General features: G+C 74.9%; 12 protein-coding genes. 6 read left to right on the top strand and 6 right to left on the bottom strand.

What is annotated here, in order from left to right:
* Positions 1–2,595 carry an FHA domain-containing protein gene (locus tag AB0O40_RS28800; RefSeq protein WP_365047799.1) on the bottom strand — a complete coding sequence of 865 codons (2,595 nt, stop codon included), beginning with the start codon at positions 2,593–2,595 and terminating at the stop codon, positions 1–3.
* 156 nt (positions 2,596–2,751) lie between these two features.
* Here AB0O40_RS28800 and AB0O40_RS28795 point away from each other — a divergent pair, with 156 nt between their 5' ends.
* The 5 genes from AB0O40_RS28795 to AB0O40_RS28775 all read left to right on the top strand — a co-directional run bounded on the left by AB0O40_RS28795 (position 2,752) and on the right by AB0O40_RS28775 (position 8,285).
* Positions 2,752–3,819, top strand: a complete 1,068-nt coding sequence (locus AB0O40_RS28795; RefSeq protein WP_365047798.1) for a cation diffusion facilitator family transporter — start codon at positions 2,752–2,754, stop codon at positions 3,817–3,819.
* Positions 3,820–3,893: 74 nt separating this feature from the next.
* Entirely contained in the window at positions 3,894–4,382 is a 489-nt protein-coding gene (locus AB0O40_RS28790; RefSeq protein ID WP_365047797.1) for an NUDIX domain-containing protein, read from the top strand.
* A gap of 142 nt (positions 4,383–4,524) precedes the next feature.
* Entirely contained in the window at positions 4,525–5,790 is a 1,266-nt protein-coding gene (locus tag AB0O40_RS28785) for a Tm-1-like ATP-binding domain-containing protein (protein WP_365047796.1), read from the top strand.
* Positions 5,791–5,874: 84 nt separating this feature from the next.
* Complete coding sequence (locus AB0O40_RS28780) at positions 5,875–7,533, top strand: serine/threonine-protein kinase (protein ID WP_365047795.1); 1,659 nt, start codon at positions 5,875–5,877, stop codon at positions 7,531–7,533.
* Entirely contained in the window at positions 7,530–8,285 is a 756-nt protein-coding gene (locus AB0O40_RS28775) for a hypothetical protein (RefSeq protein WP_365047794.1), read from the top strand. Before AB0O40_RS28780 ends, AB0O40_RS28775 begins: the two co-directional genes overlap by 4 nt.
* Before the next feature lie 5 nt (positions 8,286–8,290).
* On the opposite strand, the gene AB0O40_RS28770 is transcribed toward AB0O40_RS28775, so the two are convergent.
* Both AB0O40_RS28770 and AB0O40_RS28765 read right to left on the bottom strand, forming a co-directional pair.
* On the bottom strand, positions 8,291–8,602 hold the full coding sequence (locus AB0O40_RS28770; protein WP_365047793.1) for a DUF6191 domain-containing protein: 312 nt from the start codon (positions 8,600–8,602) through the stop codon (positions 8,291–8,293).
* A gap of 569 nt (positions 8,603–9,171) precedes the next feature.
* Positions 9,172–10,461, bottom strand: a complete 1,290-nt coding sequence (locus tag AB0O40_RS28765; protein WP_365047792.1) for a bifunctional GNAT family N-acetyltransferase/ATP-binding protein — start codon at positions 10,459–10,461, stop codon at positions 9,172–9,174.
* A gap of 264 nt (positions 10,462–10,725) precedes the next feature.
* Between AB0O40_RS28765 and AB0O40_RS28760 the strand changes: the two genes are divergently transcribed.
* Positions 10,726–11,487, top strand: coding sequence for a trypsin-like peptidase domain-containing protein (locus AB0O40_RS28760; protein ID WP_365047791.1), 762 nt, complete (start codon positions 10,726–10,728; stop codon positions 11,485–11,487).
* 89 nt (positions 11,488–11,576) lie between these two features.
* Here the strand turns inward: AB0O40_RS28760 and AB0O40_RS28755 are convergent, their stop codons facing one another.
* The 3 genes from AB0O40_RS28755 to AB0O40_RS28745 form a co-directional block, all read right to left on the bottom strand.
* Positions 11,577–12,053: an NUDIX domain-containing protein gene (locus AB0O40_RS28755; RefSeq protein WP_365047790.1), complete on the bottom strand. Its 477-nt coding sequence runs from the start codon at positions 12,051–12,053 to the stop codon at positions 11,577–11,579.
* 27 nt (positions 12,054–12,080) lie between these two features.
* A complete protein-coding gene (lnt, locus tag AB0O40_RS28750) occupies positions 12,081–13,655 on the bottom strand; it encodes an apolipoprotein N-acyltransferase (RefSeq protein ID WP_365047789.1) in 1,575 nt (524 codons plus the stop codon).
* 77 nt (positions 13,656–13,732) lie between these two features.
* A complete protein-coding gene (locus AB0O40_RS28745; RefSeq protein WP_365047788.1) occupies positions 13,733–14,260 on the bottom strand; it encodes a hypothetical protein in 528 nt (175 codons plus the stop codon).
* Positions 14,261–14,478: the final 218 nt, after the last annotated feature.

Raw genomic sequence — 14,478 nt, 5'->3', positions numbered from 1 at the left:
CTACTTCCGCATGATGGCGGGCTCGTGGCGCCGCAGCAGCCACGTGACCAGCACGCCGAAGACGAGGGACAGGACCACCAGCATGCCCATGTTGATCAGCCAGACGTCGGCGGCGTGCTCGAAGAGCGGATCCGTGGTGATCTTCCCCGGCACGGTGTTCGCGAGGTCCACGGTGCCGGCCATCGCGCCGAGCGCCCAGCGGGAGGGCACCAGCCACGCCAGTTGTTCGAGACCGGGTACGCCGTGCAGCTTGAGCAGGGCGCCGCAGAAGACCACCTGGACGATGGCGAGGAGCACCAGCAGCGGCATGGTGACCTCCTCCTTGCGCACCAGCGCGGAGACCAGCAGGCCGAGCATCATGGCGGTGAAGGAGAGCAGCGCGACGGCGAGGGTGATCTCCACCAGCGGGGGCAGCAGGACGCCCTTGCCGTCCGGCGCGCCGGTGCCGACCCCGGCGAGGCCGACGAGGGTGAGGACCACCGCCTGGACGACGGTGACCGTGCCCAGCACCACCACCTTGGACATCAGGTAGGCCGACCGGGACAGACCGACGGCCCGTTCCCGCTGGTAGATGGTGCGTTCCTTGACCAGTTCCCGGACCGCGTTGGCGGCGCCGGTGAGCACGCCGCCGACACACAGGATCAGCAGGGCGTTCATGGCGCTCTCGGCGGTCAGGGTGCGGCCGGCCAGGGCCCGGGCCATGGCGCCCATCACGAACGGCAGGGCGATCATGATGATCAGGAAGGTCCGGTCGGCGCTCAGCGCGGCGGCGTAGCGGCGTACCAGGGTGCGCAGTTGGGATCCCCAGCTCTGGGCCTTGGGCGGCGGGGCCGGCGGCGCGGCCGGGGCTCCCGTCAGCCCGAGGGCGGAGGCCCGGGCGGGCGAGGCGGGGGCCTCGACGTAGCGGCGGTGCTCGGGCGAGGCGCGGTACTGGCCGGCCCAGTCGCGGCCCTGCTGGGTCTCGAAGGCCTCGAAGGCCTCGGGCCACTGGTCGAAGCCGAAGAAGCCGAGGGTCTCGTCGGGCGGGCCGTAGTAGGCGATCTTCCCGCCGGGGGCGAGCACCAGCAGCCGGTCGCAGAATTCGAGGCTCAGGACGCTGTGGGTGACCACGATGACGGTGCGGCCGTCGTCGGCGAGTGTGCGCAGCATGCTCATCACGGACCGGTCCATGCCGGGGTCGAGCCCGGAGGTCGGCTCGTCGAGGAAGAGCAGCGAGGGCTTGGTGAGGAGTTCGAGGGCGACGCTGACGCGCTTGCGCTGGCCGCCGGAGAGGCTGTGGATGGGCTGGCCGGCGCGCTGGGTCAGGCCCAGTTCGCGGATCACCTCGTCGACCCGGGCCTCGCGTTCGGCGGCGGCGGTGTCCTGCGGGAAGCGGAGTTCCGCGGCGTAGCCGAGCGCCCGCCGGACGGTGAGCTGGGCGTGCAGGATGTCGTCCTGCGGCACCAGGCCGATGCGGCTGCGCAGTTCGGCGTAGTCGCGGTACAGGTCGCGGCCGTCGTACAGGACGCTGCCGGTGTCCGCCGGGCGCAGCCCGGTGAGGGCGCCCAGGAGGGTGGACTTGCCCGCGCCGGACGGGCCCACGACGGCGAGCAGGCACTTCTCGCCGACCGGGAAGGAGACGTGGTCGAGCAGGACCTTGCGGCCGTGGTCGACGGCGACGGTGAGGTCGTTGACGTCGAGGGAGACCTCGCCGGTGTCGACGTACTCCTGGAGCTGGTCACCGACCAGGCTGAAGGCGGAGTGGCCGATGCCGATGATGTCGCCGGGGCCGACGAGGGCCCGCTGGACGGCGGTGCCGTTGAGGAAGGTGCCGTTGTGGCTGCCGAGGTCGACGATCTCGTACGAGCCGTCGGGGTGCCCGCGCAGTTCGGCGTGCCGGCGCGAGACGGTCAGGTCGTCGAGGACGAAGTCGTTGTCGGGGGCGCGGCCCAGGCGGACGGCGGTGCGGTCGGGCAGCGGGCGGACCGAGGCCGGGTCCCGGAAGGTGCCGGTGTGGGCCGGGTTGGCGACGGAGGAGGGCCTGGCCTCCCGGGCCGGGCGGGCCGCCGCGGGGGGAGGCGGCGGAGGCGGGGGCGGGGTCCGGTCGGCCGGGGGCGGCGGGGCGGCGGACGCCGGGCCGCGCGGCGGCGCGGCGGCGGGCGGTCCGGCCGGCGGCGGGGCCAGCCGCGGGGCGACCGGCGGCGGGGGCGGCCGGCGGGGCGGGTCGGCCGCCGGGGGCGCGGGAGGCGGCGCGGCGGCGGCGGGGGCGGCCGGCGGTGGCCCGAAGGACGGGGCCGACGGGTCGATCAGCACGGCGCGCGGGCCGTCGGAGGCGCTGCCGAAGCGGATGACGCTGCCGGGTCCCACGCCCCACTCCTGGATGCGCCGGCCGTCGGCGAAGGTGCCGTTGGTGGAGTGCTCGTCCTCGAGGGTCCAGTGGTCGCCCTCGGTGCGCAGCACGGCGTGGTGCCACGAGACCCGGGAATCGCTCAGGAAGATCTCGCTCAGGGGGTCCCGGCCGACGTGGTAGACCCGGCCCGGGTCCATGACGGTGGAGCCCCCGTCCGTCTCCAGGACGAGCTCGGGAGCGGTCGACGCCGCGGGACGCTCAACCATGATGGGATTTTCCCACGATCTCCACGGCCCGGCATAACCGCAGGTCAGAGGCCCCTTAACGCTAATGACAACGGTCACCGGTGCAGCCTTTGCCGTTCGAGCGCCCGTGCGCTTCACTTCACACGTCGGGCACCGGCCCGGGGAACGGGGGATGTCATGGGCGCACACGACCACGCCGCTCAGGATCCGGGGACGCGCGACCACGCGGACCACGGCGAGCAGTCCGGGGACGGCCACGGACACGGCCACGACCACGGCCCCGGCGGGCACTCCCACGGGGTGGCCGCCGACGCGGACCGCCGCTGGCTGACCCTGGCACTGACCCTGATCGGCTGCTTCATGGCGGTCGAGGTCGTGGTGGCCTTCCTGGCCGGCTCGCTGGCCCTGCTCTCCGACGCGGCGCACATGCTCACCGACGCGGCCTCGATCGTGCTGGCGCTGATCGCCATGCGGCTGGCGGCCCGGCCCGCCCGGGGCGGTTTCACGTACGGCCTCAAGCGCGCGGAGATACTGTCCGCCCAGGCCAACGGCCTGACCCTGCTGCTGCTCGCGGCCTGGCTCGCGTACGAGGCGGTCCGGCGGCTGCTGGACCCGCCGGACGTCGAGGGCGGGCTGGTGCTGGTGACCGCGCTGGCCGGGATCGCGGTGAACGTCGCGGCGGCCTGGTGCATCTCCAAGGCCAACCGCACCTCGCTCAACGTCGAAGGCGCCTACCAGCACATCCTCAACGACCTGTTCGCCTTCATCGGGACCGCGGTCGCCGGTCTGATCGTGCTGACCACCGGCTTCGTCCAGGCGGACGCCATCGCCACCCTGGTGGTCGTGGTCCTGATGGTGAAGGCCGGCTACGGACTGGTGCGGGACTCGGGGCGGATCTTCCTGGAGGCCGCACCGGCCCATCTGGACCCGGACGCGGTGGGCGACCGGCTGGTCGCCCACGCCCCGGTCACCGAGGTGCACGACCTGCACATCTGGACGATCACCTCCGGGGAGGCGGCGCTGTCCGCGCACATCCTGGTCGAGCCCGAGGGCGACTGCCACGCGGTGCGCCGCGAGCTGGAGTTGCTGCTGGGCAAGGAGTACGGCATCGGGCACACCACCCTCCAGGTGGACCACGTCCAGGAGGCGCTGCTGAGCGTGGGCCGTCCGGGGCAGGGGGCCGGGGACCCGCACTGCGCCTCACCGCACGGCCCGGTCCACCACGAGGGCCCGCACAGCCACTGAGCCGGCACCGCCGCCCGGAGCCGCAACCGCCCGAAGTGCCGCCGTCCGCACCCGGACGGCGGCACCATGGGGGGATGACGCAGAAGCGCAGTGCCGGTCTGCTGCTGTTCCGCCGGGCCGGGGCGGCCGCCGCCGGGCCGGTGGCCGAGGTGCTGATCGGGCACATGGGCGGGCCGTTCTACGAGCACCGGGACGCCGGCGCCTGGTCGATCCCCAAGGGCGAGTACGAGCCCGAGGAGGCGCCGATGGCAGCGGCCCGGCGGGAGTTCGAGGAGGAGCTGGGGCTGGCCCCGCCCGAGGGGCCGTACCTGCCGCTGGGCGAGGTGCGCCAGCGCAACGGCAAGCTGGTGACCGTCTGGGCGGTGGAGGCGGAGCTCGACCCGGCGGCGGTGGTGCCGGGGACCTTCCGGATGGAGTGGCCGCCCAGGTCGGGCAACGTCCAGGAGTTCCCCGAGATCGACCGGGTCCGGTGGTGTCCGCCCGAGCTGGCCCGACAGCTGCTGGTACCCGCTCAGGCGGACTTCCTGGACCGGCTGGCCGAGCTGCTGGGGCATCAGGAGTGAGAGCCGCGCCCTCCCCCGGCGGCCCTCGACCGGAACCGAACCGGAACCCGAGGAGGGCCGTCCGGCCCACTCCGGGACACCCACCCGGACGTTGACCCGACCGTGACGTGTCATTTACCGACTCCGCGTGAACATTACAAATATGACGATCGTCGTGCTGGTGGGAACTCTGGACACCAAGGGCGTGGAGTACGGCTGGCTGCGCGAGCGACTGCGGCGCACCGGCGTGGAGACGGTACTGGTCGACACGGGGGTGATGGGCGAACCCCGGGTGGCCGCCGACGTGCCGCGGGAGGACGTGGCACGGGCGGCAGGGGTGGAACTGGCGGAACTCCGGGCGACCGGGGACCGGGGCACCGCGGTGGCCGCGATGGCCCGCGGAGCGGAGCGCACGGTCTTACGGCTGCACGCCGAGGGCCGGCTGCACGGCGTACTGGCCATAGGGGGCAGTGGCGGCACCTCCATCGCCACCCGCGCGATGCGGGCCCTGCCGCTGGGCGTACCGAAACTGATGGTCTCGTCGATGGCGTCCGGCGACGTCGGCAAGTACGTCGGGGCCTCGGACATCACCATGATGTACAGCGTCGTGGACATCGCGGGGATCAACCGGATCTCCGCGCCGGTGCTCGCCAACGCCGCCGACGCGATGGCGGGCATGGCGGCGGCCTTCGCCGACGGGTCGCGCGCGGTGCACACCGAGGAGCTGGCGAGGGAGGGGCGGCCGCTGATCGCGGCCAGCATGGCGGGGGTGACCACCCCGGGGGTGGACGCGGCCCGGGAGCGGCTGACCGAACTGGGCTACGAGGTCCTGGTGTTCCACACCAGCGGTGCGGGCGGCCGGACCCTGGAGGCGCTGGCGGACCAGGGACTGTTCGCCGGGGTGCTCGACCTGACGCTGAGCGAACTCGCCGACGAGCTGTGCGGCGGGGTCCTGACCGCCGGGCCCGACCGGCTCACCGCGGCCGGCCGGCGGGGCATCCCGCAGGTGGTGAGCCTGGGGGCGCTGGACATGGTGAAGTTCGGGCCGCTGCCGAGCCTGCCCGACCGGGTGCGGTTCCGGCGGGTGCGGGTGCACAACCCGTCGATCACGGTGATACGGACCACCGAGGCGGAGTCCGCCGAGCTGGGCCGGCGGGTGGCCGCGAAACTGCGCGCCGCCACCGGTCCGACGGTGGTGTGCCTGCCCCTGCGGGGGCTGTCCACGCTGGGCGCGCCGGGCGGCCCGTACCACGATCCGGAGGCGGACCGGGCGCTGTTCGGGGCGCTCCGGGACGGGCTGCGGGGCAGTGCGGCGGAGTGCGTCGACTACGACACCCACATCAACGACCCCGGGTTCGGCCGGGCGGTGGCGGACCGGCTGCACGCACTGATCGGGGCGCACACCCCGGCGCTGGCACCGTCCGGCTGACGCCGCCGGGCGGTTGGAACCGGCCGTGGCGGAAATCGTGTCCAGTGAGGTGTCGGTCACGGTCACGCCACGGCAGGGGGCGCGATGGATGCGTGGACGGTCCCCGGATACACGGAGACCAGGGAGCTGGGCTGCGGCGGCAGCGGCCGGGTGGTGCTGGCGGTGCACGGCGCCACCGGCATCCCGGTCGCGGTGAAGTACCTCAGCGAGCGCTTCCGCCGGGATCCGGCCTTCGTCCGGGAGTTCCGGGCGGAGGCGCGGCTCCTGGGCGGGCTCCGCTCGCCGCACGTGGTGCGGCTGTACGAGTACGTGGAGGCGCCCGGCGGCGCCGCGATCGTGATGGAGCTGGTCGACGGGATCGCGCTGCGCCGGCTGCTCTCCCAGGAGGGGCGCACCGGGCCGGAACCGGCGCTGGTGGTCCTCAAGGGCTCGCTGCTGGGCCTGGCGGACGCGCACCGGGCGGGGGTGGTGCACCGGGACTACAAGCCGGAGAACGTCCTGGTCGCGGCGGACGGCTCGTCGAAGCTGGTGGACTTCGGCATCGCCACCGGCCGGGGCAGCACCCCGGGGGTGGCCGGCACCCCGGCCTACATGGCGCCCGAGCAGTGGCGGGGCGAGCCGGTCTCCCCCGCGGCGGACGTGTATGCCGCGACCGCGGTCTTCTACGAGTGCCTGACCGGCCACAAGCCCTTCCGCGGGGAGAACTTCGCGGAACTGGCCCTCCAGCACCTCGAGGCGCCGGTCCCGCAGGAGGACGTGCCGGAACCGGTGCGGCCGCTGATCCGGCGGGGGCTGGCCAAGGAGCCCGGGGAACGGCCGGTGAACGCCGAGGCGTTCGTGGCGGAGCTGGAGGCGGTGGCCGGGGCCGCGTACGGGCCCCACTGGGAGGAGCGCGGCCAGCGTCGGCTGGCGGCACTGGCCGCTCTGCTGCCGCTGCTCTTCCCCTCCTCCGGGGCGCCGGCGCCGGGCGCCCCGGACCTGGCGACCACCTCGCTGGGGTCCGGCACCCGGCCGGGCGGCGGACCGGGCTGGCGGCCGGGGCGCAGCGGCTGGCTGGCGGCCGGGGCCTCGCTGGTGGCCGGGGCGCTGCTGGTCTTCGCCAGCCAGGCGGCCGGCGGGGAGCCCGGCGGGCCCTCGGTGGTGAGCGCCTTCGCCACCACCAGCGCCTCCCCCGGGGCCACCGCCACCGCCGAGCCGTCGGCGGAGCCCTCCGCCCCACCCTCCCCCGGTCCGTCGTACGCGCCGTCGCCGAGCCCGTCCGGGGCGCCCTCGCCGACCTGGCAGCCCTGGCCGACGCCGACGCCCACCTGGGAGCCGCCGACGACGGAACCGACCACCACCTGGCCGACCGCGCCCACGACCGCGGCCACGACGGAGCCGACCACCGAGCCCACCACGGCGCCGCCGACCAGCGAGCCGCCGCCACGGGTGCGGGTGCGCTCGGTGGCCGTCGACTCCTTCCGGCAGACCACCGCGGAGACAGGTGAGGCGCAGGTGAGCGTGGCCGCGGCGGGCACCGGCGCGGTGACGGTCACCGTCGAGTGGTTCACCGGTGACGAGAAGGGGGCCCTCGGCGCCTCCGAGGGCACGCAGACCCTGCGCTACCCGGGCTCCGCGCTGACCGTGGCGCACGCCTTCACCGGCAGCGGCTGCTACTGGGGCGTGCGCGCCACCACCACCCCGGCCGCCGGCAACACCTCCTCCGTCCAACAGCTCTTCGTCAGGCGGTGCACCCTCACATGACCGCGTCCCCCGAAGACGGAACCGGCGCCCGCGACCCCCGGGTGCCCTACGCCCGGCCGCCCGGGGCCGAGGACGAGTACAGCGCGACGGTGCTGGGCAGCCACTGGTTCGACGGGCCGGCGGAGGCCGGGCATCCGGCGACGGTGCGGGCCGGGGCGGAGCCGGCGACCGTGCCGCTGGTGCCGGTGCCGGCCGCGCCGGAGGCGGTCCCGGACCGGGTGGAGGGGTCGGTGCTGCGGTTCGGGCCCGGGGTGACGGCCTCGGCGGTCTACCCGGCGGGGATCGGCACCACCGCGGTCTGGCACGGCGGCACCCTCGGCGGTCCGGACCCGGCGGCCGGCCCGGCGCGTCCGGCGCGCGGGGCGGGGCTGCGCCGGTACGCGCTGGCCGCCCTGGTGCTGCTGCTGGTGCTGATGTACCTGGGCTGGCAGCGGTACGGCCCGGCGATGACGGTCCGTTCGCTGGCGGTCCAGGCCCCGGCCGGGGGCCCGGCCTGCGACTCGGCGGCCGAGGTGGTGGCGGTGGTACGCACCGACGGCAGGCCCGGCACCCTGCGCTACCGGTGGCTGCGCAACGACGGCACCCGCTCGCCGGTGCTCACCGAGCGGATGCCGCAGGGCCGGCAGGAAGCCCGGCTGCGCCTCCTGTGGACCTTCCACGGCGAGGGCTCCTACCGCGCCCGCGCCGAGCTGCACCTGCTGGCCCCCCAACAGCGCACGGCGGCAGCCGAGTTCACGTACCGGTGCGGGTGAGGACGTCAGAGGCCGGGCAGGCGGACGAGCGCCGTCCCGCCGTCCAGGTCGATGCGGGTGCGCGGTGGGGCGCCGTCCTCCTCGTCGTCGCGCATCACCAGCGCGCTCCGGCGCTCCTTGAGCTCGTGCTGTTTGCCCGGGGAGAAGGACGCGTGGAGCTGTTCGAAGCCGGTGCAGGCGACCTGGCCCTGCCGGCCGTTCCACCGCCAGGGCAGCAGCCCGGCCCGGCCCAGCCGGACCAGCGCCAGGTCCAGGAAGGCCGTCGCGGTGAGGATCAGCGCGAGTCCGGGCACGGTCATGAAGATCACGAACTGCATGCCGGGGTCCCTCCTTCACGGGCACCTCAGCACCTGATCGGCGCCGTGCTCCCGACCGTAACCCATCGCGGCCCGGGCCCGGCAGGGGCGGTCTCCCCCTTTCGGCCGGGGCGGGGCGGCCGGACGGGCGGGGCGGGGGCGGACGGCGCTGACCGGACGGCCGAAGCGGCGACGGGCCGCCCGCTGGTTCACTCGAAGACGAGCACGGGGAACTGACCCCCACTCCCGACACCGCGGGAGCCGGGGCCCCGTGGGCACCCCTGCGTGCCGCGTTCCAGCCGGCGACACACCCCAAATTGGAACGCGGCCGTTCCGCACGGATGCCATGTCCGGGCGGGAGGCCCGCAGCGCTTTGGGGAGTGCTGCGGGCCACAAACCCGCCAGGGCCCGCCACGGGCCTGCCCTTGGGATCATGCCGGGACCGCAACTCCCGGCACGAACCCAAGGACAGGCCCCGCGACGGGCCCCCGGGGACGCCCCGCCCCGCGCCCGCTGGTTCCGGCCTCCTCTCCAGAACCGGGCGCGGGCGGTGCCGTCCCGGACCAGAGCCCTCAAGAACGCGCGTGCCCTCAGAACCGCGCGTGGGCCGTGATGTCCGCCTCGAACTCCCCCGTCATCGCCGGGGTCACGGTCGGCCGGCACTGCGCCACGGCCGCCAGGTAGTCCTCGGTACCCGCGCCCGGCGGCAGCGGCGACGGCGGCCGGCCGCCGACCGCCTCCAGGTCCCGCTCGAAGGACGCCTGCGCCGCGATCCGCGCCGCGTGCTCGATGTCCGCCGGGGTGAACAGCTCCGTCTCCGCGACCAGCGCCGCCACGTCCACGTCCGGCCGCCCGGCGGTGTACCGGGACCAGATCGCGGCCCGCGCCCCGGCGTCCGGGGTGCCGATGGGGATCAGGTAGTCGAACCGGCCGGGCCGCAGGAAGGCCGGGTCCAGCGAGCGGATCGAGTTGGTGGCGCACACCAGCAGCCGCTCGCCGCCCTCCCGGAATCCGGGGATCAGCTTCAGCAGTTCGTTGGTCACGCCGTGGATGCCGCCCGGCTGCGCCGGCTCGCTGCGCACCGGGGCGATCTCCTCCACCTCGTCGATGAAGACCAGCACCCGCTCCAGCTCCGCGATCCGGGCGAAGGCACTGCGCAGGGCGGCGGCCAGGTTGCCCTCGTCGGCCAGCCGGGAGGGCAGCAGCTCGACGAAGGGCCAGCCCAGCCGGGAGGCGATGGCCCGGGCGAAGGTGGTCTTGCCGGTGCCGGGCGGGCCGAAGAGGGTGATGGCCCGGGGCGGCCGCACACCGTGCTGGGCGGCTCGCTCGGGCTCGGCCAGCGGCAGCACCACCCGGCGTTCGATCAGGTCCTTCTCCTTCTCCATCCCGGCGACCTTGGCCCACAGGTCGTTGGGGAGGAAGCGGCCGCCCAGGTCGTCCAGGAGCCCTGCGGCGGGGCCGTGCAGCGGCTCGGTCTTCTCGAAGTACGCGACGGCCGGCTGGCGGGTGTACCCGGCGTTGAGCAGGCCCTCGCCCAGCAGGTCCTCCTCGGGCAGCACGTACGCGATCCGGCCGACCCGGGCGGCGATCAGCCGCCGCTCCAGCTCGACGAGCAGCGCGCTGGCCAGCCCCCGGCCGCGCCAGCCGGAGTTGATCGCGATGCGCATGACCCAGGCCCGCTCCCCCGACACGCAGGCGAGGGCGGCGCCGATGGGGACGCCCTGGTGGACCGCGACCACGGCGGGCTGCCGGTCGGTGAGGGCGCCGATGCACTCGGCCAGCGAGAAGACGGACTCCTGGCCCAGCTCGGCGGTGGTGTCGATCAGGTGGACCACCGCGGCGAGATCGCTCTCGCGGTAGTCGTGGATCAGCCAGTTCACGCGGTGCCGCCCCTCGTTCGTCCCGCACCGCCCCTGCCGCGGGCGGTGTCCTGCGGCGAGGCTAGGGGCGCTCCCGGCCGGGACTCGTCCGCCAGGTTGCACAAAGAGCGCCACCGGAACCCTCCGGTCCGTCGATAGACGCGGAGGGTTGGCGGAGAATGTCCGGAAGTCTGTGCGTCGGGCCGCCGATTCACAGCGGATTCTTATGGAATCCCGGCCTCCAGTCATAGCTTTCCGGCACACCCTCAGGGCATGATCCAGCGCATGCTCCTCCGACAGGCCCGGCGGGTGAGGACCCTCACGCGCGTGTTCATGGCGATGACCCCGCTGGTCACCCTGCTGACCACGGGCTCGCCCGCGGTCAGCGCGCGGCTGCCGCTGGGCGTGACGGTCCCCGCGCTGGCCTCGGACGAGACCGACCGGGTGGGCGCCATCTTCACCCGCGACCTGGACGGCGGGCACTACTGCACCGCCTCGGTGGTGCAGAGCGACGACCGGAACGTCATCGCCACCGCCGCGCACTGCCTGCCCCCCGACGACGTCACCGACCTGGTCTTCGTCCCGGGCTACCGGGACGGCGAGGCCCCGTACGGCGTGTGGCGGCTCACCGGGGCCGAGACGGGCCCGACCTGGACGCAGGGGCAGGACCCGGACGCGGACGTGGCCTTCGCCACCGTCGCCCCGCTGGACGGGGCGGAGATCGAGGACGTGGTCGGCGGCTTCCCGCTGGCGCCGGACCAGTCCGACGACGTGGCGGTGACGGTCATCGGCTACCCGCGCACCGCCGACGCGCCGCTGGAGTGCAGCAACGACACCACCCTGCTCAGCGCGACGCAGCGGCGCATCGCCTGCCCCGACTACAGCGGCGGTACCAGCGGCAGCCCCTGGCTGACCCCGACCGGGCGGCTGGTGGGCGTGCTCGGCGGGTACGAGGGCGGCGGGGACGTGCCGGAGATCTCCTACAGCGCGGTCCTGGGCGCCTCGGCCAAGGACCTCTACGGGCAGGCGGCCCTCTCGGGCGGCTGACCGGGCGAGGCGGGGCGTACCCGTCCCGTACAACGGCCGGAAGGGCCGTACCGGGCCTCGTGCCCCGGGCCGGGCGGCGCCCGGGCGGCTCAGACGGTGGCCGGCTCGAACCAGGTCGGTTCGTCCTTGAGGGCCTGCCGGATCCGGTCCAGGGCGAAGCTCTCCAGCGGCGGCAGCCGGTCCGGCTCGAACCAGCCGACCTCCAGCGACTCGTCGTCGTTGACCCGGGCCTCGCCGCCCACCGCGCGGCAGCGGAAGGTGATGTCCATGTACTGGCACTGGTCGCCGTTGGCGTAGGTGACCGGCTGGAGGCCCTGGACCAGGACGACCCTCTCGGCCGTGCACCGCACGGCCGTCTCCTCGTACACCTCGCGCACCGCCGTCTCGGCGGGCTGCTCGCCGGGCTCGGCGATGCCGCCGATGACGGACCAGCCGCCGGTGTCGGCACGACGGCCGAGCAGCACCCGGCCCGCGTCGTCGAAGACCACGGCGGTCACACCGGGCAGGAGCAGCAGTTGGTGACCGGCGGTGGCCCGGATGCGGCGGATGAACTCAGGGGTGCTCATTCCCCCGACCCTAAAGGAGCCGGGCGCTCAGGACGTGCGGCGGCGGGCGCGCACGGCGCCGGTCAGGGCCCAGCCCAGGCCGCCGGCGGCCAGCACCAGCAGGGCGTACTCGGGCCAGGCGCCGAGCCGGGTGGCCGGGGTCTGGGAGGAGCGCAGCGGGATCTGCGCGACCAGGGCGGCCGGGGTGAACATCTTCGTCTGCTGCACGACCTCGCCGTCGGGGCGGATCACGGCGCTGACCCCGCTGGTGACCGGGACCAGCACCGCACGGCCGTGCTCGACGGCGCGCACCCGGGACATGGCCAGCTGCTGGTAGGTCATCTCGGAGCGGCCGAAGGTGGCGTTGTTGCTGGGCACCGAGATGACCTGGGCGCCGGCCCGGACGGTGTCGCGGACGGCGTCGTCGAAGGCGGCCTCGTAGCAGGTGACCAGACCGACCCGGCTGCCGGACATGGTGAAGACGCCCGGCACCTTGCCGGGGCCGAAGTCGCGCCGCACCCGGTCCACGTCGGAGCTGAAGAGCCGGGCGACCGAGCGCATCGGGATGTACTCGCCGAAGGGCTGGATGTGCCGCTTGTCGTAGGTGGCGGTGGGGCCGAGCACCGGGTCCCAGAGGATCTGGGTGTTGCGCAGCGGGCCGGTCTTCGGTGCGACCACGGCGCCGATGGAGACGGGCACGCCGATGGCCTTCACGGCGTTGTCGATCACGGCGTACGCGTCGGACTCGGCGTACGGGTCGAGGTCGGAGGAGTTCTCCGGCCAGACCACGAAGTCCGGGCGGGGGACCTTGCCGGCCCGGACGTCGTTCGCGAGCTGCACGGTCCGGCGGGCGTGGTTGTCCAGGACGGCCCGGCGCTGGGCGTTGAAGTCGAAGCCGGCACGGGGGACGTTGCCCTGGATCACGGCGGCGGTGGCGGTGCCGTCCTCGGCGCCGTCGTCCACCAGCGGACGGGCCGCGAGCGCACCTGCGACCGGGACCACCACGGTCAGGGCGGCCACCAGCGGGCGCCGGTCCCCGGCGCGCAGGGCCCGGGCGAGTGCGTACAGGCCGAAGCCGGCCAGGGCGACGGCGAAGCCGAGCAGCGGGGTGCCGCCGACCGCGGCGAGCGGCAGGAAGACCCCGTCGGCCTGCCCGAAGGCGATCTTGCCCCAGGGGAAGCCGCCGAAGGGGGCCCGGGCGCGGACCGCCTCGGCCGCGACCCAGACGGCCGCGGCCCACACCGGCCACAGCGGGAGCCGGGTCACCAGGGCGATGCCGGCGCACCCGAGGGCGATGAGCAGCGCCTCGGCGGTGGCCAGGGCCAGCCACGGCACCGGGCCGACCTCCTCGCCGGTCCACACCAGCAGCGGCAGCATGAAGCCGAGCGCGGCGAGCAGCCCGAGGCCGAAGCCGGCCCGGGGCCGGCGGCGGTACAGGACGTGCGCGAGCAGCGCGAAGGCCGGCAGCGCCAGCCACCACAGGGGGCGGGGCGGGAAGCTCAGGTAGAGCAGCACACCGGCGAGGGCGGCCAGGCCCGCGTCGGCCAGCCGGGCCCATCGGCGCGCGGCGGGCCGCGCGGGGGCGATCGGCGGGGTGTCCGTGGTACGGGTGGCGCTGCTCATTTGCGGAGTGTACGACGCCTGCCTGAGGATGCCGGGCCTGGGTCGGAACGGCCTGCTCCGAGGGGGCGGCGGGCGGATCACACGGGGGTGGCCGAGCCCAGCTGCGCGAGGCGGGAGCGGATGACGCGGACCGCGGTCTCGGCGTCGTCCACGGTGACGGTGAACAGCCGGCCGTCACCGAAGCGCAGCACCACCGCCTCGCCGCGGCGGACCACCACGGCCGTGCCCAGCTCGGGGCGCCAGCGGTAGCCCCAGCCGCCCCACTGGCGGGGGGTGACCTTGGGCTCGAACTCGGCGGAGCTGAGCTCGTCGAGGCGGATGCGGCGGCGCGGCAGGCCGATGTGGCCGCAGCGGACCTCCAGGCTGTCGTCGTCGACGGTGACGGCGACGTGGACGAAGGCAAGGGTGCCGTAGAGGATCAGCAGGCCGGCGGCCAGGCAGCCGACCACGGACATCACGAGCGGCGCGAGTCCGCTGGTCCACGCCGATTCGACGGCCAGCTCGATCCCGAGCGCCACGCAGGCGGCGCCGGCGGCGGCCAGCAGCCACTGCCCGCGATTGGTGGCCCGCCCGCTCCAGAGCGGCCCCACGGTCCGGTCCCTCATGCTCGGGACTCTACCCACCTCCGAGCCCCCCAGGCACCGCCACTACACCCATCCGCGCAGGGCCCCAGGTCCCGACCGCGGGAGCCTTCCGGCACGCGCCGTGCGCGCCGGCCTCCCCTTCCAGGCGGACCTGCTCCAGCGCCAGGGCTTCTACGACCCGCCCCCGGGCACCTCCCCCTACCCCGGCCTCGAATGCGCGGGCCGCATCACGGCCCTGG

This window comes from Streptomyces sp. NPDC089919, assembly GCF_040684615.1.
GTDB lineage: Bacteria > Actinomycetota > Actinomycetes > Streptomycetales > Streptomycetaceae > Streptomyces.
This window is presented reverse-complemented; position numbering and strand designations above follow the sequence as displayed.